Source organism: Mesorhizobium sp. B2-3-14 (genome assembly GCF_006442175.1).
In the GTDB taxonomy this organism is placed as follows: Bacteria; Pseudomonadota; Alphaproteobacteria; order Rhizobiales; family Rhizobiaceae; genus Mesorhizobium; species Mesorhizobium australicum.
Genome location: NZ_VFVP01000001.1, coordinates 820,543 through 841,568, shown reverse-complemented (window position 1 = coordinate 841,568; position 21,026 = coordinate 820,543). Strand labels below are relative to the sequence as shown.

Annotated in this window: 21 protein-coding genes and 1 tRNA gene; 9 read left to right on the top strand and 13 right to left on the bottom strand. The window is 63.6% G+C overall.

Annotation, left to right across the window (positions count from 1 at the left end):
• Positions 1–151: 151 nt before the first annotated feature.
• Together FJ950_RS03860 and FJ950_RS03855 are read left to right on the top strand one after the other, a co-directional pair.
• Positions 152–1,639 (top strand): HAMP domain-containing sensor histidine kinase, encoded by a 1,488-nt coding sequence (locus FJ950_RS03860; protein WP_140615172.1) that lies wholly within the window; start codon positions 152–154, stop codon positions 1,637–1,639.
• Between the two features lie 258 nt (positions 1,640–1,897).
• Positions 1,898–1,974 (top strand) — tRNA-Arg (locus FJ950_RS03855).
• 77 nt (positions 1,975–2,051) lie between these two features.
• Here the strand turns inward: FJ950_RS03855 and FJ950_RS03850 are convergent.
• From FJ950_RS03850 to FJ950_RS03830, 5 genes are all read right to left on the bottom strand, one after another.
• Positions 2,052–3,710 (bottom strand): FAD-binding dehydrogenase, encoded by a 1,659-nt coding sequence (locus FJ950_RS03850; protein ID WP_140615170.1) that lies wholly within the window; start codon positions 3,708–3,710, stop codon positions 2,052–2,054.
• Between the two features lie 39 nt (positions 3,711–3,749).
• Entirely contained in the window at positions 3,750–4,736 is a 987-nt protein-coding gene (locus FJ950_RS03845; protein ID WP_140615168.1) for a Gfo/Idh/MocA family oxidoreductase, read from the bottom strand.
• Positions 4,737–4,860: 124 nt separating this feature from the next.
• A complete protein-coding gene (locus tag FJ950_RS03840; protein ID WP_140615166.1) occupies positions 4,861–5,436 on the bottom strand; it encodes a YceI family protein in 576 nt (191 codons plus the stop codon).
• Between the two features lie 69 nt (positions 5,437–5,505).
• A complete protein-coding gene (locus FJ950_RS03835; protein ID WP_140615164.1) occupies positions 5,506–6,078 on the bottom strand; it encodes a cytochrome b in 573 nt (190 codons plus the stop codon).
• A gap of 59 nt (positions 6,079–6,137) precedes the next feature.
• A complete protein-coding gene (locus tag FJ950_RS03830; protein WP_140615162.1) occupies positions 6,138–7,028 on the bottom strand; it encodes a LysR family transcriptional regulator in 891 nt (296 codons plus the stop codon).
• A 96-nt stretch (positions 7,029–7,124) separates the two neighbouring features.
• Between FJ950_RS03830 and FJ950_RS03825 the strand changes: the two genes are divergently transcribed.
• The gene (locus FJ950_RS03825) at positions 7,125–8,120 is read left to right on the top strand and encodes an aldo/keto reductase (protein WP_140615160.1); all 996 of its coding nucleotides are present in this window, start codon (positions 7,125–7,127) and stop codon (positions 8,118–8,120) included.
• Between the two features lie 252 nt (positions 8,121–8,372).
• Here FJ950_RS03825 and FJ950_RS03820 read toward each other — a convergent pair whose 3' ends face one another.
• The 7 genes from FJ950_RS03820 to infC all read right to left on the bottom strand — a co-directional run bounded on the left by FJ950_RS03820 (position 8,373) and on the right by infC (position 15,043).
• Complete coding sequence (locus FJ950_RS03820) at positions 8,373–8,975, bottom strand: nucleotidyltransferase family protein (RefSeq protein ID WP_140615158.1); 603 nt, start codon at positions 8,973–8,975, stop codon at positions 8,373–8,375.
• Positions 8,976–9,013: 38 nt separating this feature from the next.
• Positions 9,014–11,422: a phenylalanine--tRNA ligase subunit beta gene (gene pheT / locus FJ950_RS03815; RefSeq protein ID WP_140615157.1), complete on the bottom strand. Its 2,409-nt coding sequence runs from the start codon at positions 11,420–11,422 to the stop codon at positions 9,014–9,016.
• A 43-nt stretch (positions 11,423–11,465) separates the two neighbouring features.
• Complete coding sequence (gene pheS / locus FJ950_RS03810; RefSeq protein WP_224525363.1) at positions 11,466–12,518, bottom strand: phenylalanine--tRNA ligase subunit alpha; 1,053 nt, start codon at positions 12,516–12,518, stop codon at positions 11,466–11,468.
• Between the two features lie 299 nt (positions 12,519–12,817).
• The gene (gene rplT / locus FJ950_RS03805) at positions 12,818–13,219 is read right to left on the bottom strand and encodes a 50S ribosomal protein L20 (RefSeq protein WP_006201247.1); all 402 of its coding nucleotides are present in this window, start codon (positions 13,217–13,219) and stop codon (positions 12,818–12,820) included.
• Between the two features lie 88 nt (positions 13,220–13,307).
• Positions 13,308–13,511 carry a 50S ribosomal protein L35 gene (gene rpmI / locus FJ950_RS03800; protein WP_006201248.1) on the bottom strand — a complete coding sequence of 68 codons (204 nt, stop codon included), beginning with the start codon at positions 13,509–13,511 and terminating at the stop codon, positions 13,308–13,310.
• Between the two features lie 184 nt (positions 13,512–13,695).
• Positions 13,696–14,343 (bottom strand): isoprenylcysteine carboxylmethyltransferase family protein, encoded by a 648-nt coding sequence (locus FJ950_RS03795; protein WP_140615153.1) that lies wholly within the window; start codon positions 14,341–14,343, stop codon positions 13,696–13,698.
• A 163-nt stretch (positions 14,344–14,506) separates the two neighbouring features.
• Positions 14,507–15,043: a translation initiation factor IF-3 gene (infC, locus tag FJ950_RS03790; RefSeq protein ID WP_023772325.1), complete on the bottom strand. Its 537-nt coding sequence runs from the start codon at positions 15,041–15,043 to the stop codon at positions 14,507–14,509.
• A gap of 222 nt (positions 15,044–15,265) precedes the next feature.
• Between infC and FJ950_RS03785 the strand changes: the two genes are divergently transcribed.
• From FJ950_RS03785 to FJ950_RS03770, 4 genes are all read left to right on the top strand, one after another.
• The gene (locus FJ950_RS03785) at positions 15,266–16,051 is read left to right on the top strand and encodes an alpha/beta hydrolase (protein WP_140615151.1); all 786 of its coding nucleotides are present in this window, start codon (positions 15,266–15,268) and stop codon (positions 16,049–16,051) included.
• Positions 16,052–16,053: 2 nt separating this feature from the next.
• Positions 16,054–17,196 (top strand): benzoate/H(+) symporter BenE family transporter, encoded by a 1,143-nt coding sequence (locus FJ950_RS03780; RefSeq protein WP_140615435.1) that lies wholly within the window; start codon positions 16,054–16,056, stop codon positions 17,194–17,196.
• Between the two features lie 117 nt (positions 17,197–17,313).
• On the top strand, positions 17,314–17,796 hold the full coding sequence (locus FJ950_RS03775; protein WP_140615149.1) for a DUF2852 domain-containing protein: 483 nt from the start codon (positions 17,314–17,316) through the stop codon (positions 17,794–17,796).
• Positions 17,797–17,895: 99 nt separating this feature from the next.
• Positions 17,896–18,654, top strand: coding sequence for a M48 family metallopeptidase (locus tag FJ950_RS03770; RefSeq protein WP_015314374.1), 759 nt, complete (start codon positions 17,896–17,898; stop codon positions 18,652–18,654).
• Positions 18,655–18,660: 6 nt separating this feature from the next.
• On the opposite strand, the gene FJ950_RS03765 is transcribed toward FJ950_RS03770, so the two are convergent.
• Complete coding sequence (locus FJ950_RS03765; RefSeq protein ID WP_041163587.1) at positions 18,661–18,879, bottom strand: hypothetical protein; 219 nt, start codon at positions 18,877–18,879, stop codon at positions 18,661–18,663.
• A gap of 113 nt (positions 18,880–18,992) precedes the next feature.
• Here FJ950_RS03765 and FJ950_RS03760 point away from each other — a divergent pair, with 113 nt between their 5' ends.
• Both FJ950_RS03760 and trpB read left to right on the top strand, forming a co-directional pair.
• Positions 18,993–19,652 (top strand): phosphoribosylanthranilate isomerase, encoded by a 660-nt coding sequence (locus FJ950_RS03760; protein WP_140615147.1) that lies wholly within the window; start codon positions 18,993–18,995, stop codon positions 19,650–19,652.
• 90 nt (positions 19,653–19,742) lie between these two features.
• Complete coding sequence (trpB, locus tag FJ950_RS03755) at positions 19,743–20,993, top strand: tryptophan synthase subunit beta (RefSeq protein ID WP_140615145.1); 1,251 nt, start codon at positions 19,743–19,745, stop codon at positions 20,991–20,993.
• Positions 20,994–21,026 lie beyond the last annotated feature (33 nt).

Here is a 21,026-nt window from a genome sequence, read left to right as displayed (position 1 = left end):
AGAAAGAAGGGTTTTGGAAGTCAATCCGGCGTCGGCGCCCTAAAGACACACCTGTTTTGGAGCATCTATTTTTCCGACCAAGGGAGAAATTGGCAAAAAAGCCGTAATCGCCTAATCTTGGCTGATCAAGTGATTGTGAAGATCGAGTCGCATGAGCGAAGCCAGCCAAGCAGGGGAAGGGACCGGACCGGCGTCAGCCGTTGTCCGCACGGTACCCCTGTCGCGTGGTCTGTCGACGAAGCTGCTGCTGCTCACCATCGTTTTCGTGCTGCTGGCCGAAGTGCTCATCTTCCTGCCCTGGATCGCCAGCTACCGGCTGAGCTGGCTCAAGGAGAGGCTGAGCACGGCCGCAGCCGTCTCGATCGTGCTGGTGCAGGGCGAGTCGACCTCGCTGTCGCGTACGGCCCAGAATGACGTGCTGATGGCGATCGGTGCCAAGGCGATCGCGGTGCGCGACGGCGGCGTGTCGCGGCTTCTGGTGGTGGCTGACATGCCGCCGCAGGTCGACGAACACATCGATCTCGCCAGCGTCGGCATGGTCAAGGGCATGACCGGCGCGCTGGATACGCTGTTTTTCGGCGGCGACAGGATGCTGCGCGTCTTCGGACCGGTTGGCGACAGCGACAAGGAGTTCGAGCTGATCATGCCGGACTACTCGCTCCGCAAGGCCATGCTCATCTATTCGCGCAACGTCGCTTTCGTCTCGCTATTGATCTCGCTGTTCACGGCCATGCTGGTCTATGCGGCGATCGACCTGATCATGATCGGGCCGATCCGCACCATGACGCGCTCGATGCTCTCCTTCTCGGAGGCTCCCGACGACCCTGGACGGATCATCCGCCCCGCCGCTCGTTCCGACGAGATCGGAGTGGCCGAGCGCGAACTGTCGCAGATGCAGGAGCGGCTGCAAAAGATGCTGGCCGAGCAGAAGCATCTGGCCGATCTCGGTCTCGCCGTGTCGAAGATCAACCACGACATGCGCAACATCCTGGCCTCCGCCCAACTGATGTCGGACCGCCTGCGCCTGGTCAAGGATCCGACCGTGCAGGCCTTTGCGCCGAAGCTTCTGCGCGCGCTCGACCGCGCCGTCTCCTATTCGGAGGGCGTGCTTCATTACGGCCGCACGCAGGAGCCGCCGCCGTCGCGCCGCAGGGTGAGGCTGCGCCAACTGGTCGAGGACGTGCACGGCCTGCTCGACATCGAGCAGGGCATCGAGTTCATCAACGCCGTCGAGATGGCTTTCGAGGTGGATGCCGATTCCGACCAGTTGTTCCGCGTGCTCACCAATCTTTGCCGCAACTCGGTGCAGGCGATGGCGGCCGATACCGAAAGCGCCGTGGTGCGGCGGCTGGCGGTCTCGGCCGAGCGCATGGGCAGCGTCAGCCGCATCGCCGTCACCGACACCGGCCCCGGCCTGCCGCCGAAGGCGCGCGAAAACCTGTTCGCGGCCTTCCGCGGCTCGGCGCGCAGCGGCGGCACCGGCCTTGGCCTGGCGATCGCGCATGAACTGATCAGGGCGCATGGCGGCACGGTGGAATTGGTCGAATCGATCGGCGGGCGCACCACATTCGCCGTCACCATCCCCGACCAGCCGGTGCGGCTCGACCAGGCCCGTGGCAGCCTGCGCCGCCCGGCCTGACGGCTTCCGTGCCGTTTCCCGAGATTACCACCTTCCGGACCTGTCGCTCTCCCCAACGGTTCCCGATCGTCTGGATCAGGCCGGTCACAGCGGCTCGAAGTGCCGGGATGGGCGCCGGCATCGCCGCATGACAGGCTTGCGACAAAACTTTTGCCGGATCGGCTTGCTTTTCGCGAATTCAGTCGTTAGGGAACTGCACACATTCGCGGCCGGTCTTTCGGACCGGATCGCGGGGCCGTCGAAAACATGGCCTGATGCGCGCCCGTAGCTCAGCTGGATAGAGCACCAGACTACGAATCTGGGGGTCAGGAGTTCGAATCTCTTCGGGCGCGCCAAATCTCCTAAGCCGCGGTTTATTGGGTGCACGGTCGATGGCAGCGGCTCAGCCAAGTGCCGGCAACACGCCGCTGTCTCACCCCACCGAACGTGCCGCCGCCCGGCCGGCGCTGCGGCCCGAGAAGATACAGCCGCCCAGGAATGTGCCCTCAAGCGCCGCGTAGCCATGCACGCCGCCGCCGCCGAAGCCCGCCACTTCACCGACCGCATAGAGGCCCGGCACCGGCTGGCCGCCGGCATCGAGCACGCGGCTGTCGAGATCGGTCTGCAGGCCGCCCAGCGTCTTGCGGGTCAGGATGTTGAGGCGCACCGCGATCAGCGGTCCGTTCGCCGGGTCGAGCATCTTGTGCGGCTTTGCCGTGCGGATCAGGCGGTCGCCGAGATAGGCGCGCGCGCCGCGCAGCGCGGTCACCTGCATGTCCTTGGAGAACGGATTGTCGAGTTGCATGTCGCGGGCGCGGATCTCGCGCTCGACCGTGGCGACGTCAAGCAGCGGTTCGCCGCCGGCCAGCGCGTTCATGCGCGCGACCAGTTTCGAAAGATTGGCCTCGACGATGAAGTCCTCGCCCTTTTCCATGAACGCCTTGACCGGGCCGGGAATGCCCGACGTGGCGCGACCGAGCACCTGGCGCCAGCTTTTTCCCGTCAGGTCGGGGTTCTGCTCCGAGCCCGACAGCGCGAATTCCTTCTGGATGATCTTTTTCGTCAGGATGAACCAGGAATAGTCGAAACCGGTGCTCATGATGTGGCTAAGCGTGCCCAGCGTGTCGAAGCCGGGATAGAGTGGCACCGGCAGGCGTTTTCCCCGGGCATCGAGCCACAGCGAGGATGGGCCGGGCAGGATGCGGATCGCATGGTCCGTCCAGATGGGCGCCCAGTTCTTGATGCCCTCGACATAGTGCCACATGCGGTCGCGGTTGATGACCCTGCCGCCGGCCTGTTCCGATATGGCCAGCATGCGGCCGTCGACATGGTCCGGCACGCCGGTGATCATGCGCTGCGGCGCGTTGCCCAGCCGCGTGGGCCAGTTTTCCCGCACCAGCCGATGGTTGGCGCCAATGCCGCCGGAGGCGACGATCACCGCCTGCGCTTGCAATGCGAAATCGCCTGATACCTCGCGCGGGCTCTTGTGGCCGCGCTCGACAGGACTCGGTTGCAGGATGTCGCCCTGTACGCCGGTCACGGCTGCACCCGTCCGCGTCAGGGCATTGACCCGGTGACGAAACCTGAAGTCGATCAATCCCCGCTTTTGCGCCTCGCGCACGCGCAGCACGAAAGGTTCGAGCACGCCGGGACCGGTGCCCCAGGTGATGTGGAAGCGCGGCACCGAATTACCGTGGCCGATGGCGTTGCCGCCGCCGCGCTCGGCCCAGCCGACGACAGGAAAGAATTTCAGGCCGCGCTCGATCAGCCAGGAGCGCTTCTCGCCGGCGGCGAAGCCGACATAGGCCTCGGCCCATTTGCGTGGCCAGTGGTCTTCCGGCCGGTCGAAGGCGGCGGTGCCCATCCAGTCCTCGAGCGCCAGGTCATGGGAGTCGCGGATGCGCATGCGCCGCTGCTCCTGTGAATCGACGAGGAAAAGCCCGCCGAAGGACCAGAACGCCTGGCCGCCCAGCGATTGCTCCGGCTCCTGGTCGACGATGATGATTTTCTTGCCCGCTTCCGCAAGCTCGGCGGCGGCAACCAGCCCGGCAAGGCCGGCGCCGACAATGATCACATCCGCGTCGTCAGCCATTTTTCCTCCCCAGGATTAGCCGGCTATGTAATGCGGGTTTCAGACGGTCTCCCAGCCGCCTGTGTCGCCGGCGCGGAAGATGGCGTCGATGACTTTCTGGTTGAGCACGGATTCTTCCAGCGTGAAGACGCGCTCCTTGCCGCCAAGAGCTGCCCGCGCGAAGGTCTCGACCTCGAGCCTGTATTGCTGCGTGCCGGGGAAGCGGAACACCTGGGCCTCGGTGTGGTTCTGGTTGTGCAGTTCGACGCGGTGATGGTCGTAGAGCCCGGCATTGAAGGGCGAGAACAGTTCGATGAAACCCTTCTCGCCGTGGAACACCATCACCTGCCGCGCCGCCATCTGCGTCGACAGGTAGAAGGACAGTTCGAAATCGCCGAAATCGGCGCGGATCGAGGAATAGATGTCGGTGCCGAATGTCTTGTCGCGCTCGATCGTCGCCTGTACGCGCAGCGGCTCCTTGCCGGTCGAGAAGCGTGTCGACACGGTCGGGTAGACGCCGATGTCGGGCAGCGCGCCGCCGCCGAGATCGAGCTTGTTGCGCATGTTGTTGGGATCGACATTGTAGTAGGAAAACGCGCCCTGCACATGGCGCAGCCGTCCGATGGCCCCGCTGGCGATGAGATCACGCACCTTGATCCACTGCGGGTGGTAGATAACCATGAAGGCTTCGCAGACCAGCACCTTCTTCTGGTCGCGCAACTTGATCAGCGGCGCGATGTCCTTGGCATCGAGTGCCAGCGGCTTTTCGACCAGCACATGCTTGCCCGCTTCGATGGCTTTTGCAGTCCATTCGACATGCTGCGAGGTCGGTAACGGGATGTAGACGCCATCGACCTCGTTGGAAGCGAGCAAATCCTCATAGGAGCCGAAGGCATGGCGCGCGCCAAAGCGGTCGCCCAATGCCTTGGCCTTCGACAGGTCGCGGCTGGCGATCGCCGACAGGACGCCATTCTCCGCTTCGACGATTGCCGGCAACAGCTGCTCGCGGCCGATCTTGGCCGTCGACAACACACCCCATCGGAACATCACGCTTCTCCATATCGATTACAGGCAAGGAGGTTTGCCTGAAATCGCTGGAAAAGCCAATGCAGGTCGCTCGGTTCCTCGCCCCGTGAAAGCGGGCAAGGAACCCAGGCACCTCAACCGCGCGCTAGCCCCTTTTCCCGGTCAGCGTCATGTCGAAATCGACGACGTTGGAATAGAGCGGCGTGCCGACATCCATGCCGTAGCGCGAGCGCAGCACCTTGCCGGTGACATGGAATTTGATCGTCCCGCCCTTCAACCCGTCGAGCTCGGCGGTGAATTTTTCCGGAAACGTCTTGCCGCGCGCCGTCAGCCTGCCGGTGACAAGGGCCGACGTGTCGCCGGTGCGGGTCACGCTGGTCGAGCGGAACTGGATTTCGGGACTGTTGGTCGCGTCGAACACCGCGTCGGAGCGCAGGAACGCATCGATGCGGCCTTGGCCGGTGCCGACGCTTTCGGGATAGATGGTCAGGTCGACTTTCGAGCGGCCGACATCATTGTTGTCGATGCGGATCATGCCCTTGAAACGGGCAAAGGCGCCGTCGAACCCGCCGCCGCCGGCCTTGCCGATGGTGAAGCGGATCGCGGAGCCAGTTTGGCTGATCGTATAGCTGCCGGCGGCATCGCCGAGCACGACCGCCGCATAAACAGGCATGGCAAGGCAGGCGGCGATAGCCGCCAATCCGAGGATTCGCGCACGCATTGGGTTGTTCCTTGTTAGGAGGAAGCGCTCTCTGGCGTCCTCACCCCACAAACGAGACCAAGGCGCCTTCTATTCCCCGGCTGACGAAGGCGTGATCATACGCGCGAGCACCCCGTCGCGGAGCAGGAAACGGTGGCGCAGGGCAGCCGCGACATGCAGGGCGACAAGCGCCGCGCCGGCATAGGCGAGATACCAGTGTGCCGACGTCCAAAAGCTTTCGGCGGCATCGGATTCGGCGAGCGGCAGGTTCGGCATGACGAACAGGTTGAACGGCATGCTGGGAATCTCCAGCGTCGAGACCGACACCAGCGCCCAGCCTGACAGGGGCAGGGCGATCTGGAAGGCATAGAGCGCCAGATGCGCCAGCGGCGCCGAGCGGCGCTCCAGGGCGCCGACAGAAGGCGGCAAGGGCGGTGCCGCATTGCCGAGCCGCCAGGCTATACGCAGGATGATGAGCCCCAGCAGCAGGAAGCCCAGGGATTTGTGCAGCTGGATCAATTCGAAGGCCGTGCGTTGGCTCGGGGTCCTGACCATGACGAAGCCGAGCATGAACTGGCCGATGAAGATAATCCCGATCAGCCAGTGGAGGACGATAGTTGCCCATCCATAGCGGGTCGCGGTGTTGGTGATTGAAGCCTGCATGCGAGGCGAACGTTGGCGCGGCCAGCTTTCTTCCCCTTGCCGACGAGGAGGAGAGTTGCCTACCCACCCACCTTGAAGAAATCGACGAAAGCCCTCAGCGCCGGCCGCATCTGGCGGCGGCTCGGGTAATAGACGAAGAATCCCTGGAAGGGTGGGCACCAGTCCTCCAGCACGCGGATCAGCCGTCCATCGGCGAGCGGCGCGCGGACATAATCCTCGAAAACGAAGGCGAGCCCGGCGCCGTCGATCGCGGCCTGGGCGATCAGATGGTCCTCGTCGAGGATCAGCGGCCCTTGCACAGCCATTTCGACCTCCTCGCCGTCCTTTTCGAATTCCCAGCGGTAGAGGATGCCGCTGGAGAAGCGGAAGCGGATGCAGCGATGCTCGGCAAGATCGCGCGGGTGGCGGGGCCGGGGCCTGCTCTCGAAATAGGATGGCGCGCCCACCACCGCGCCACGAATGTCCGGCCCGATGCGCACCGCGATCATGTCGCGCTGCAGGCTCTCGCCGAGCCTGACACCAGCATCGAAACCGCCTGCCACCACGTCGGTGAAGCGATCCTCGATGATGATCTCCAGCACGATGTCGGGATAGGCTGATGCAAAGGCGCTGAGCCGTGGCGTCAGCACCAGATGCGCTGACGTGCGCGGCACGCTGAGCCGTAAGTTCCCGGCGGGCCGGTCGCGCGCCTCGACGGCCGTCTCCAGCGCCAGGTCGATCTCGGAAAGCGCCGGCCGCAATCGCTCCAGCAATTGTGCGCCTTCCTCGGTCGGAGCGACACTGCGCGTGCTGCGCGCCAAAAGGCGCACGCCAAGCCGCGCCTCCAGGCTGGAGACCGCGTGGCTCACCGCGGAGGGAGCTATCGCCAGTTCCCTGGCCGCGCCGCGAAAACTGCCGCATTGGGCAACGGTTGCCAGCACCGCGAGCTGTGAGAGATGTGCTCGATTCATTGATCTATTTCATGGAACGACCCGTACGAAGAAGAGCCGATTATCGAACGTGCTGCAAGGCGTTATTTCCTAGGCATCACAACAAGGAGATGCGTGATGAAAACCCGCAAGCTAGGAACTGAACTCGAAGTCTATCCGGTCGGCCTCGGTTGCATGGGCATGAGCTTTGCCTATGGCGGCCAGCCGGAAGCCGAGGCGATCGCCACCTTGCACCGCGCCGTCGAGATCGGGGTCAACTTCTTCGACACGGCCGAGGTCTACGGCCCCTACGAGAACGAGATCCTGCTGGGCAAGGCGCTGAAATCGGTTCGCGATAAGGTGACGATCGCGACCAAATTCGGCTTCAAGATCCTGGAGGAAGGCACTGGCATGGATCGCATGGCCGGTGTCGACAGCCGTCCCGAGCACGTCAAGGCGGTCGCCGAGGCGTCCCTAAAGCGGCTCGGCACCGATGTCATCGACCTCTACTACCAGCACCGCGTCGACCCGGACGTGCCGATCGAGGATACGGTCGGCGCCATGGCCGAGTTGGTGCGCGAGGGCAAGGTGCGGGCGCTTGGCCTGTCGGAGGCAAGTGCCGCCACCATCCGCCGGGCACACGCAGTGCACCCGATATCAGCAGTGCAGAGCGAATACTCGCTGTGGAGCCGCGACCCGGAAGACGAGACATTCGCCGTCTGCCGCGAGTTGGGCATTGGCTTCGTGCCCTACAGCCCGCTCGGCCGCGGCCTGCTCACCGGCACCATCGCGAGGCCGGAGACCCTGAGCGACGACGATTGGCGCCGCACCTTGCCGCGCTTCCAGGCCGACGCCATGGAAGCCAATGGCAAGGTGATCGCCACGCTGGAAAGGATGGCGATGGAGAAGGGCGTCACCTCGGCGCAGCTGGCGCTGGCCTGGGTGCTGCACCAGGGCGACTTCATCGTGCCGATCCCGGGTGCGCGAAAAATCCGCCATTTGGAGCAGAATACGGCGGCGGCTGACATCGTGCTCAGCGCGGCAGAGGTCGCGGCGATCGGCGATGCGCTGTCGCCCGACAAGGTTATGGGCAAGCGCTATACGGAGGAGTTGCTGGCGCTGGTGAATGGGTGAGCTCGTCGCCATGAGGCAAGAGAAGGGACGCTTCGGCGCCCCTTTCTCGTTAGATGTTAGCGCCAGGCACCCCCCTCTGTCCTGCCGGACATCTCCCCCGCAAGGGGGGAGATCAGATGTCAATTCGGCTTTCGCCAGTCTTCCACGCTGCAGGAAGGGCGTAGCGAGTGAAACTGCCAATCTCCCCCTTGAGGGGGAGATGTCCGGCAGGACAGAGGGGGGTGCCTCGCGCCGACCTGAAACTCTATTCGCTCACCACGGCATCACCTCAAGCTCCGGCCAGTTCTCCTTCGCTCGCGCTCCCTTAGTCTCATGTGTCCGCTGATTATCCATCACTCGGTTCGGCGTGATCCGAAACGAGAAGACATCGTAGAGCCCGAACGGCGCCACCAACTCCAGATTTCCGTCCCCGTCGAACCGCACCCCCACCGCATGCGTCTTCGAAGCGAAATAGCTGACGGACTCGCTGGCGCTGACGTAACGCGGGCACGGCTGCCCGAACTTTTGCGGATACCACAGATGCACGCGCGCCTGGTTGCGCACTTCCACCGGCAGCGGCAGTCCTTCGAAATGCCTGGCCGCCCGTTGGATCACCGCGTCTTCGGCCTCGTAGGACAGGTCGGAACCGTCGAAATAAAACAGGTCGACATCCTTGATGCCGTAGCCCGGCGGCTTGCCGGTCAGGTGGTTCCAGACGCTGTTGTAAAGCGCGCCGGAAACCACCAGCCAATCCGGCAGCGCAAGCGCGCGCGCCCTCGCCAGCATTTCGGCAAGCAGCGGGTCAGCCGCGACGATGTCGAGAAAAGCCGTACGCTGTTTCTCGAAGGAGAGCCCAGAATAGCGCAGATGGTCCATCGCCCTTTGGAGAGCGATTCGCCATCCGCTCGCAAGTCTCAGCCGCGCAGCACGCCGCCCGTCTGCTTGCCGACATTCTCGACGATGCGCTTGGCCAGCGTCTCGAAATCCTCGTCTGTCAACGTCTTCTCGACCGGCTGGATCGACACTTCGATGGCGATCGACTTCTTGCCTTCGCCCAGCGACGCACCTTCGAACACGTCGAAGACCGAGACAGCCGTGATCAGCTTCTTGTCGGCGGCAAGCGCGGCACGTACCAGCGTGCCGGCCTCGACTCCCTTGTCGACGACGAAGGCGAAGTCGCGCTTCACCGCCTGGAAAGCGGACAGGTCCAGCCTGGGCTTGGTCTTGGTCGGCTTGGCCTTCGGCTCGGGCACGGCATCGACGAACACCTCGAAGCCGCAGAGCGGCCCCGAGACATCGAGCCCTTCCAGCGTCTTCGGATGGAACTCGCCGAACGTGCCGAGCACGGTCTTCGGGCCAAGCTTGATCGTTCCGGAACGGCCGGGATGGTACCAGGCGGGTCCGCCGGCCTCGATCTGCAGCCGGTCGACCGGTGCGCCACAGGCTTCGAGTGCGGCGATCGCATCCGCCTTGGCGTCGAACACGCCGACCGGGCCCGAATTGCCGGCCCAGTTGCGGCCGGAGCCGTCGAGCTTTGCCGTGCCGCGGCGCACGCCGGCGGCGACGCGCCGCTGCTGGTCGGCGCCGTCGCCCTCATAGGTGCCCGAGACCTCGAACAGCGCCACGTCGCCGATGCCCTTGTCAGCGTTGCGCTGCGCGGCCGAAATCAGCCCCGGCAGCAGCGAGGGCCGCATGTCGGACATGTCGGCGGCGATTGGGTTGGCAAGCTTCAGCGCCGTCTGGCCGCCGCCGAACAGTTCGGCGTGTTTGGCCGGGATGAACGACCAGGTAACGGCCTCCATCATGCCGCGCACCGCAAGCGAACGCTTGGCGGCACGGGTGCGGATCTGCAGCGTCGTCAGGATCTTGCCGTTGACCACGTCATGCGCGCCGAGCGGCTGCGGCGCGATGTTGTCGACGCCATGGATGCGCATGACCTCCTCGACCAGATCGGCCTTGCCGTCGACATCGGGCCGCCAGGACGGCACGGTCACGTCGACGACGTCGCCCGATCCCTGCGCGTGGAAGCCGAGACGCGACAAGATGTCGAGGCTCTCCGACCTTGGCACCTCGATACCGGTCAGCCGTTTCACTTCCGATAGCGGGAGCGACACGATCTTCGGCTGATGCCCGGCATAGCCGGCCACCTCGGCCTCGGTCGGCGTGCCGCCGCAGAAATCGATCACCAGCTTGGTCGCCAGTTCGATGCCCGGCACCATGAATTCAGGGTCGACACCGCGCTCGAAGCGATAGCGCGCGTCGGTGATGATGCCGAGCGTGCGGCCGGTGCGGGCCGTGGTGATCGGGTCCCAAAGAGCGGATTCGATCAGCACGTCCGTCGTGTTCTCGTCACAGCCGGAGTGTTCGCCACCCATGATGCCGGCAATGGACTCGACGCCATTGTCGTCCGCGATCACGCACATCTCCGGCGTCAGCGTGTATTCGCGCCCGTCGAGCGCCTGCACCTTTTCGCCATTCTTGGCGCGGCGCACCATGAGGTTGCCGGCGACCTTGGCGGCATCGAAGACATGCAGCGGCCGTCCGCGATCGAAGGTGACGTAATTGGTGATGTCGACCAGCGCGCTGATCGGCCTCAGCCCAATGGCGATCAGCCGCTGCTGCAGCCATTTCGGCGAGGGCCCGTTCTTGACATCCTTGACCAGCCTGAGTGCGAAGCCGGGGCAAAGCTCCGGCGCTTCGATCGTCACCTTCACCGGGCACATGCCGTTGCCGACATGCGGCATGATCGCCCCGCCGACAAGGCGGCCAAGCCCGCTCGCCGCCAGATCCCGGGCGATGCCGTAGACGCTGGTGGCGTCGGGCCGGTTCGGCGTCAGATTGATCTCGATGACCGGATCGTCGAGATGCGCATAGGACGCAAAGCTGGTGCCGACCGGCGCATCCTCGGGCAGGTCGATGATGCCATTATGCTCGTCGGACAGTTCCAGCTCGCGCTCGGAACACATCATGCCATGGCTTTCGACGCCACGGATCTTGCCGACCGTCAGCGTCACGTCGATGCCGGGCACATATGTGCCGGGCGCGGCGAAGGCGCCGATCAGGCCGGCGCGGGCGTTCGGCGCGCCGCAGACGACCTGCACCGGCGGCTTGCCGTCGCCGGTATCGACCGTCAGCACCTGCAGCCGGTCGGCGTCGGGATGCTGCACCGCCGTCAGCACCTTGGCGATGACGAAGGGTTTCAGCCCCGCCTTATCGTCGACATGCTCGACCTCGAGGCCGATCGAGGTCAGCCGCCCGACGATTTCGGCCAGCGTGGCGTCGGTTTCAAGGTGATCCTTGAGCCAGGAGAGGGTGAATTTCATTGGGCTGTTCCGTAATAGCTGGCAGCAGGAGTCTTCAGGACCATCACGCGCTTAGGCCTCCGAACAGCGTCGGCATGTCGAGCGGCCGGAAGCCGTAATGCGACAGCCAGCGCACATCGGCGTCGAAGAAGGCGCGCAGGTCGGGCATGCCGTATTTCAGCATGGCGATGCGGTCGATGCCCATGCCCCAGGCGAAACCCTGGTATTCATCCGGGTCGAGCCCGCCGGCCCTGAGCACATTGGGGTGCACCATGCCGCAGCCCAGGATCTCCATCCAGTCGGAGCCTTCGCCGAAGCGCACTTCGCCGGGCCTGGAGCGGTCGCACTGGATATCGACCTCGAGGCTTGGCTCGGTGAACGGGAAGAAGGAGGGGCGAAAGCGCATCTTGACCTGCGGCACCTCGAAGAAGGCCTTGCAGAACTCTTCCAGCACCCACTTCATGTTGGCGACATTGGCCGATTTATCGATCACCAGCCCCTCGACCTGATGGAACATCGGCGAGTGGGTGGCGTCGGAATCCTGGCGATAGGTCTTGCCCGGAATGACAATGCGGATCGGCGGCTTTTGCTTCTCCATGGTGCGGATCTGCACCGGCGAGGTATGAGTGCGCAAAAGCTTGCGCTCGCCCTTCTCGTCCGGCTGGAAGAAGAAGGTGTCGTGCATCTCGCGTGCCGGGTGGCCCTCCGGAAAATTCAGCGCGGTGAAATTATAGTAGTCGGTCTCGATATCGGGACCTTCGGCGATGGCGAAGCCGAGATCGCCGAAGATCGCGGCGATTTCGTCGATGACCTGGCTGATCGGATGGATGCGGCCGCGCTCGGCCGGCGACTGTCGCACCGGCAGCGTCACGTCGACCTTCTCAGCCGCCAGACGGGCGGCGATCGCCACATCCCTCAGTTCAGCCTTGCGGGCCGTCAGCGCCTCGGTGACACGGTTCTTGAGGCCGTTGATGGCCGGGCCCTTCACCTGCCGGTCCTCGGCGCTCATCGCGCCAAGCGTCTTCAGCATTTCCGAGATTGAGCCCTTCTTGCCAAGCGCCGAAACGCGCACCGCCTCGATCGACGTCTCGTCGGCGGCCGAGGCGATGTCAGCCATCAGGGTATTTTCGAGTGCATCAAGGCCAATGGTTGCGTCGTTCACGATCAAACTCGCTGCGTTGGAAGTCGGCTTAAGTGAAAGTCACTTTAAAAGTGAAATTTCAGGCAGAGACAAAAGAACCCGCGCCAGCCGTGCCAGCGCGGGTTCCCAAATCAGAATTTCGAATGCTTGGGAAGCGCTGGGCTCGGAGCCCGATCCCGAAAAGTTGCAGACTTTTCGGAAAAGATCGCGCTCCCCGCTAATTTCCCTGGAGCATGATGTTGTCCAAAAAGTCAGAAACTTTTTGGCATCATGCTCTAGGCGACAGCGCTTTCAAAAGCATTCGGAGTGGTGTTCTTGAGGTACTCAAGAGCAACCTTGGCCTTGGCCACCAGGGCGGCGAAAGCCTGCGGCTCGTGGATGGCCATGTCGGACAGGATCTTGCGATCGATCTCGATGCCGGCCTTGTTCAAACCGTCGATGAAGCGGCCATAGGTCAGGCCATGCTCGTGCGTCGCGGCGTTGATGCGCTGGATCCACAGCGCGCGGAACGAGCGCTTGCGGTTCTTGCGGTCGCGGTAAGCGTACTGCAGCGACTTTTCCACCGCCTGCTTGGCGATGCGGATGGTGTTCTTGCGGCGGCCGTAGAAGCCTTTCGCGGCTTTCAGGACCTTCTTGTGCTTGGCGTGCGAGGTGACGCCTCTCTTTACGCGTGCCATGTCATGATCTCCTTAAAAGCAATTCCAGGTGCCTGGCGGCGTTCCGTTCGAAATTGCGTAAAACTGATGCGTGTCCGGACCGAATGCCTTAGAGGCCGTTCGGCAGAAAATTCTTGATGACCTTCTTGCCATCCGGTTCAGCCAGAACCATCGTGCCGCGGGCATTTCGAATGAACTTGTTGGAACGCTTGATCATGCCGTGACGCTTGCCGGCCGCAGCCGACAGGACTTTACCCGTACCTGTGATCTTGAACCGCTTCTTGGCGGCCGATTTGGTCTTCATCTTGGGCATTTTGCTACTCCGTATTGTTGGCGCACGATCGCGCTTCTTGTTCGCTCCGGGCCGACCAAAGCCCGAAAAGCAAATGAAACCGCCACGGCATGCCCTGCCGGGCGGTTTTCTTGGAACGGCGGTGCTATAGATCAAAGATGGAGCGGGCGCAACACCTCAGCACCGTGCGACGCACTGTCCCCGGTCAGGGCAGCCTAAACCAGACCGGCAGCATGCCCGATAGCTGCGCGCCGTCGATCAGTTCGAAAGCCGGCAGCGCGATCAGGAACACCAGTCCGTCGAGCAGTGTGGTCAAAAGCAGGCGCGGCTTGAAGCTGCCGGTGTCGCCTTCCTGGTAGAGCGAAAGCTTGGGGAAGAAGCGCGGCACGCGTGCCAGATAGTCGGCATAGGGTGCGCCGAGCGCTTCCTTGAGGAACTTCTCCTCGCGCAGGATGACGATATGGAAGGCGCCGGCGCACAGAACCGCGAAAAGGATGATGCCGGAGAACGAGCCGATCTGCGCGCCGACGCCGGCGGCGGCCACGGTCGAGAACACGTAGAGCGGGTTGCGGGTGATCGAATAGGGGCCGCCGGTCACCACCTCGGAGGATTTGCGCCCGCCTATATAGAGCGTCGCCCAGAGGCGCCCGACGATGCCGAGGAAAATCAAAAGCACGCCGAACATCTCGATCGTTTCGTGCACCGGCGTGTCCGGCGGGAAGGTCGACTGGCCGAACAGCAGCGCCAGAAACAGCACCACCACGAGCACGGCAAGCACCAGCCGGCGCATCTGCTGGTAGTTGCCCAGCCCGTGTTTGACGTCCTTGACGTCCGAAACCTTTTCGTTGGCCATGCGGGAATCCGATCGTCGAAGAGCTTTGCCGGCGATCGCAGCTTTGAGCTAAGAAATAAGGCGTCCCGCCGATCGCCGGGACGCCCTGTAGCACAATTCAGGCGGATTTAGAGCGCGATGTCCAGGCCTGACGTCATCGTGATCCAACTGGGTTCCGCAAACCTTAGCGCGGCGCCAGCACCATCATCATCTGGCGGCCTTCGAGCTTCGGCTCGGCTTCCACCTTGGCGATGGTCGCCACCTCCTCGCGCACCTTGTTCAGAAGCTGCATGCCGAGTTCCATATGCGCCATCTCGCGGCCGCGGAAGCGCAGCGTCAACTTGACCTTGTCACCTTCCTCGAAGAAGCGGCGCACCGCCTTCATCTTGGTTTCGTAGTCATGGCTGTCGATGTTCGGGCGCATCTTGATCTCCTTGATCTCGATGACCTTCTGGTTCTTGCGCGCCTCGGCCGCCTTCTTCTGGTTGGCGTATTTCAACTTGCCGAGATCGAGGATTTTTACGACGGGGGGGACCGCGTTGGGCGATATTTCGACGAGATCGAGCCCGGCCTCTTCGGCGAGCAGCAATGCGTCGTTGATGGAAATATCGCCGCGATTCTGACCGTCGGCGTCGATAAGCTGGACCCGGGGAACCCGGATGTCACGATTGGAGCGCGGCCCATCCTTGGTCGGCGCCGCTGCTTTGAAAGGTCTGCGAATGGTCGTGGTCTCCTTGGCCGTTTCGTTCGGGATTTGTCGGTCTTGATACGTGGACGCGCCAATGTGGTGAGCGCGCGGGCGGAGTCAATAGCACAGCATTGACAGAAAATCACCCTGATCGCTGGCCTGCACCAAACAAAGAAACAGCGCGAGTACTTTTCGCCACGCCTCCGGCTGTGCCACAAGGACCGCGTGCCAAAAGACGGGCCTGAGGAAAAAACCATGATCGCCACGCCCCCATCCTCTCTGGCTCCAACTTTTCTGGATGTCGACGGATCTGATATCGCGGTGCGCCATTCAGCCGGCTCGACGCCCGGCATCGTCTGGCTCGGCGGCTACAAGTCGGACATGCTGGGCACGAAGGCCGAGACGCTGTCGGACTGGGCGGCACGGGAAGGCCGGGCCTTCCTGCGGCACGACTATTCCGGTCATGGCGAATCCGGTGGCGCCTTCGCCGACGGCACGATCTCGAAATGGCTTGCGCAAAGCCTGGCCGTCTTCCGGCATTTCGCCAAAGGCGATCAGATCCTGGTCGGCTCGTCGATGGGCGCCTGGATCGCGCTGCGCATGGTGCAGGAATTGCGCAAGGCGGGCGACGCAAACGTCGTCGGCCTGGTGCTGCTGGCCCCGGCGCCGGATTTTACCAGCGACCTGATCGAGCCGGTGCTGACCAAGCCACAGAAGCGCGATCTCGCCGAAAAGGGCTTCTTCGCGGAACCCTCGGATTATTCCCCCGAGCCTTACGTCTACACCCGCGCCCTGATCGAGGATGGGCGCGATAACCGGGTGATGACCGGGCCGATCGACACGCATTGCCCGGTTCACATCCTGCAGGGACTGGCCGACGCCGACGTGCCGTCGAGCCATGCCTTGAGGCTGGTCAGTCTGCTGCCGGCCGACGATGTCACGCTGTCGCTGATCCCTGACGGCGACCACCGCCTGTCGCGGCCGCAGGATCTCGACATGCTGGTGCGGGCGGTCGGCGCTATGGCCAGGCGAGGCCAGTGACGATGCGCCTGTCCATCCCGATCTCCGCCTTCGTCGCGGCCATCGTCGGTTTCGGCGGCACGCTGGCCATCGTCATTGCCGCCGCCAAGGCGGTCGGCGCGACACAGGTCGAGACGGCAAGCGGTGTGACGGCGATCTGCCTGGCCATGACCGTCGAGTGCCTATGGCTGTCATGGCGCACGAAAATGCCTGTCATCACCGCCTGGTCGACGCCGGGCCTTGCACTGGTCGCCGCCTCGAGCGGCTTCTCGATGGGCGAGGCCGTCGGCGCCTATATCGTCACGGGCGTGCTGCTGGTCGCTACCGGCCTGTTTGGACCGCTGACCCGGCTGATATCGAGAATACCGGCTTCGGTCGCCTCCGGCATGCTGGCCGGCATCGTCGTCACCTTCGCCATCAATGCCATGAAGGCCATCCCGGCGGACCCTGGGCTCATCCTGCCGCTGATCGCGGCATTCTTCGTCATCCGGCTGTTCAATCCGGCGCTGTCGGTGCTGGCGGTGCTGGTTGGCGGTGGCCTTGCCGCCTTCCTTACGGGCCGTGTCGGCGGCCTGCCCGCGCCCGAACTGTCGACACTGACGTTTATCGCTCCCCATTTCACCGCCAAGGCGATCATCGGCCTGGCGCTGCCGCTCTACCTCGTCACCATGGCTTCGCAGAACCTGTCGGGGCTGGCGGTACTGCGGGCGGCCGGCTACCACCCTGAACCTGGCCCGCTGATCGGCGTCACCGGCCTGTTTTCGCTCCTGTCGGCACCATTCGGTGCCGGAACCACCAATCTGGCCGCGATCTCGGCGGCCATCTGCACCGGCCCTGACGTCCATCCCGATCCCGCCGAGCGCTGGAAGACCGGGCCGTTCTACGCGCTTGCCTATCTCGTCTTCGCGATTTTCGGCGCTTCGCTGGTGGCGATCTTCGCCGTCCTGCCGCAGAGCCTGATCGTGCTGGTGGCGGGACTTGCGCTGATGGGGTCGCTCGCCAACGCGCTGGCGATCGCGCTGAAGGACGAGGGCGAGCGCATGGCCGCAACCGTCACCTTCGTCGTGACCGCCTCCGGGCTGACGCTGTTCGGTGTCGGCGCCGCATTCTGGGGCCTGATCGCCGGGTTGGTCGTGCTTTTCCTCGATATGCTCAAAAAGCGATAATCATTTCAGGCCCTTGTTCGGTTTTGGCGGACATTGTCTTGAATCGCCGTTTTCGCCTTCCCATTTCGATTCCACGCAGCCGGTTCTGGCTGTCTCCAACCGAAGGAATGGGAGAAAATGAACACATCTGCATTGATCCGCCCGGCCTGGACGCCGGCGACCATCGCGTTGATGGTGATCGGTTTCATGGTGTTCTGGCCGCTCGGCTTCGCCATGCTCGCCTACATCATCTGGGGCGACCGGCTCGAGGGCTTCAAGCGTGACGTCAACCGCGCGACCGACGGCATCTTCGCCGGCTGCCGCCGTGGCTCCGACAAGGCCGCGCGCTGGGGCAACGGCTCCGCCCGCACCGGCAACGTCGCTTTCGACGACTGGCGCGAAAAGGAGCTTGAGCGCCTGAACGAAGAGCGCCGCAAGCTCGACGAGATGCTGACGCAGTTCGACGAGTATGCCCGCGAATTGCGCCGCGCCAAGGATCAGGACGAGTTCGACCGGTTCATGGCCAACCGCAACAAGTCGACTGCGCCGGCCAAGGCCGATCCGAGCACCGGAACGACCCCCACCAAGCGTGGCAAAGGCTCGAACCTGCTCGACGACTGAAGCCCGGCGACAGGGCCAAGGTATGATGACGGCGTCGCGCGAGCGGCGCCGTTTCTTTTTTGTTCTATTCGTTCTCCTCGAATCGCGTATCGTCCCGCCATGACCATCGGGTTCTTCCGCAATCTGACGAAGCCCAAACCCACGCCTGTTGTGGAGCGGGAATATTGCGTCGCCGGCCGCACGCTGCCGCTCAAGATCGTCGAGAGCGCCAGGGCAAAGCGTCTGACGCTGCGCATCGATTCCGGCGGACAGGGCCTGCGCATAACCGTGCCGCCGGGCCTGCGCCGCGGTGAAGTGGACAGGTTCCTCGACCGCCACCAGGACTGGCTGGAACAGCGGCTGGCCAAGGTGCCGACGCGGCCGCAGGTGCGTCCGGGCATAAAGATTCCGGTGCGCGGCGTGGCCCACCGTATCGTGCATGAGCCGTCAAAGCGCGGCACTGTCACCATATCGCGCGACGACCGCGGCCCGCTGCTGATCGTGCATGGCGACCGCATCCATCTGCCGCGCCGCATCGCCGATTTTTTGAAGCGCGAGGCCAAGAAGGAGATCGAGAAGCTGGTCGTCAAGCATACGGAGGCGCTTGGCAAGCGCGCCAAGGCGATCCGCTACAAGGACACCTCCAGCCGCTGGGGCTCCTGCACTTCGGAAGGCAATCTGTCCTTTTCCTGGCGCATCATGATGGCGCCGCAGCCTGTCATAAACTACCTTGTCGCGCATGAGGTGGCGCATCTCAAGGAGATGAACCACGGGCCGAAATTCTGGAAATTGTGCGAAAAGCTCTGCCCCGACACCGATCGCTGCAAGGATTGGCTGAAGCGCAATGGCGGCGCCCTGCAGGCGATTGTGTTCGAGTAGGGCGCCTCAATCATCATTCGCCGCATTGAGCTCATCCGGCCGCAACCCTTCGTCGCCATGGTGCGGCCAGGGTAGAAAGTTCCGGTCGAAAGCTTCGCCGCCGAAATAATCCAGCGCTCGATGCGCCTCGGCGCCATTGAAAGCGGCCCTGTCCATGAGGTGCGCTATGACCTCGCGCGCCTGCGCGATCTTCTGCTTCAATTCGGCAACGGTCTGGTCGGCCATGGCTGTGCTCCCGCCTTGCATGCTGTCCAATCCATAGGTAGCGCCTTTGGCCTTGCCGGCAAACAGCATGCTTTTTCTCGACTCTTGGCGCTTTTCGTGCCAATTCCCGCGCCATGGCGCTCGACATCAAGATCTGCGGCTTGAAGACCGACCAGGCAATGGCCGCGGCCCTGGCCGGCGGCGCCAGCCATGTCGGGTTCATTTTCTTTCCAAAAAGCCCGCGTTATGTTGAGCCGGCCGAAGCCGGCCGTCTGCGCGAAGCGGCTCGTGGCAAGGCCTTGGCGATTGCCGTCACCGTCGATGCCAGAGACGCCTTCCTCGACGAAATCGTCGAAAAGCTGCAGCCCGACATGCTGCAACTGCACGGCTCCGAAACCCCCGAGCGAGTGGCTGAACTGAAAGCCCGCCATGGGCTGCCGGTGATGAAGGCGTTGCCGCTCAGCGAGGCCGCCGATCTCGAACGGTTAAAGCCGTTTGTCGGCATCGCCGACCGGTTCCTGTTCGACGCCAAGCCGCCAAAGGGCTCGGAGCTGCCGGGCGGCAATGGTGTCGCCTTCGACTGGCGCATTCTCGCCGGCCTTGACGCCGGGATCGATTACATGCTTTCCGGTGGGCTCAACGCCGCCAACATCGGCGATGCCCTTAGGCTTGCCAATCCGCCCGCGATCGACATTTCGTCAGGCGTGGAAAGCGCCCCGGGCGTCAAGGATCCGGCGCTGATCGAACAGTTTTTCCAGGCCGTCAGGGCCGCGCGGGACGACCGCGCTGCCTGACCAAAATTTCGAACCCTGAGCATGTCCCGGAAAAGTGGGAACCGGTTTTCCGACAGGACATGCTCAAAGTACAGATCTAGGAGATCGGCGATGAACAAGCCGGCGACACCCAATTCCTTCCGCACCGGACCCGACGAACAGGGCATGTTCGGCATTTTCGGCGGTCGTTTCGTTGCCGAAACGCTGATGCCGCTGATTCTCGACCTGGAGAAAAACTGGAACGAGGTCAAGAACGATCCGGAGTTCAGGGCCGAACTGACCGGTCTTTCGACCCATTATGCCGGACGGCCGTCGAAGCTCTACTTCGCCGAGGGCCTGACCAGGCATCTTCGTGAGGTTTCCTCGGCGAAGGGCCTCGGGGGCGGCGCGAAAGTCTATTTCAAGCGCGAGGATTTGAACCATACCGGTTCGCACAAGATCAACAACTGCCTCGGCCAGATCCTGTTGGCCAAGCGCATGGGCAAGAAGCGCATCATCGCCGAGACCGGAGCCGGCCAGCATGGCGTGGCGTCCGCCACGGTCGCCGCTCGCTTCGGCTTTCCCTGCGTCGTCTATATGGGCGCGACAGACGTCGCCCGGCAGAGCCCCAACGTCTTCCGCATGAAGCTGCTCGGCGCCGAAGTGCGCCCCGTCACCGCCGGTCACGGCACGCTGAAGGACGCCATGAACGAAGCCCTTCGCGATTGGGTGACCAATGTCGAGGACACCTATTATTTGATCGGCACCGCGGCTGGCCCGCACCCCTATCCGGAACTGGTGCGCGATTTCCAGTCGGTGATCGGAACCGAGGCGCGCGCGCAGATCCTCGAACAGGAGGGGCGGCTGCCCGACACCATCATCGCCGCCGTCGGCGGCGGGTCCAACGCCATCGGCATGTTCCATCCCTTCCTCGATGACAAGGAGGTTCGGATCATCGGCATCGAGGCCGGCGGGCGCGGCCTCGACGGCATCGAGCATTGCGCCTCGATGAATGCCGGCTCCCCCGGTGTGCTGCACGGCAACCGCACCTATCTCCTGCAGAATGCCGACGGCCAGATCATGGACGGCCATTCGATCTCGGCCGGCCTCGATTATCCTGGCGTCGGCCCGGAGCATTCCTGGCTGCGCGACTCCGGCCGTGTCGACTATGTGCCGATCCTTGACGACGAGGCGCTCGAGGCCTTCAAGCTGACGACCCGCGTCGAAGGCATCATCCCGGCGCTGGAATCCGCGCACGCCATCGCCCATGCGGTCAAGATCGTGCCCGCCATGGACAAGGACCAGATCGTCATCGTCAACCTGTCCGGCCGTGGCGACAAGGACGTGCACACGGTGGCCTCGATGCTGGGCATGGAGATCTAGGCCCTTTGGACCGTTCGACCTGGGAGTTGATTA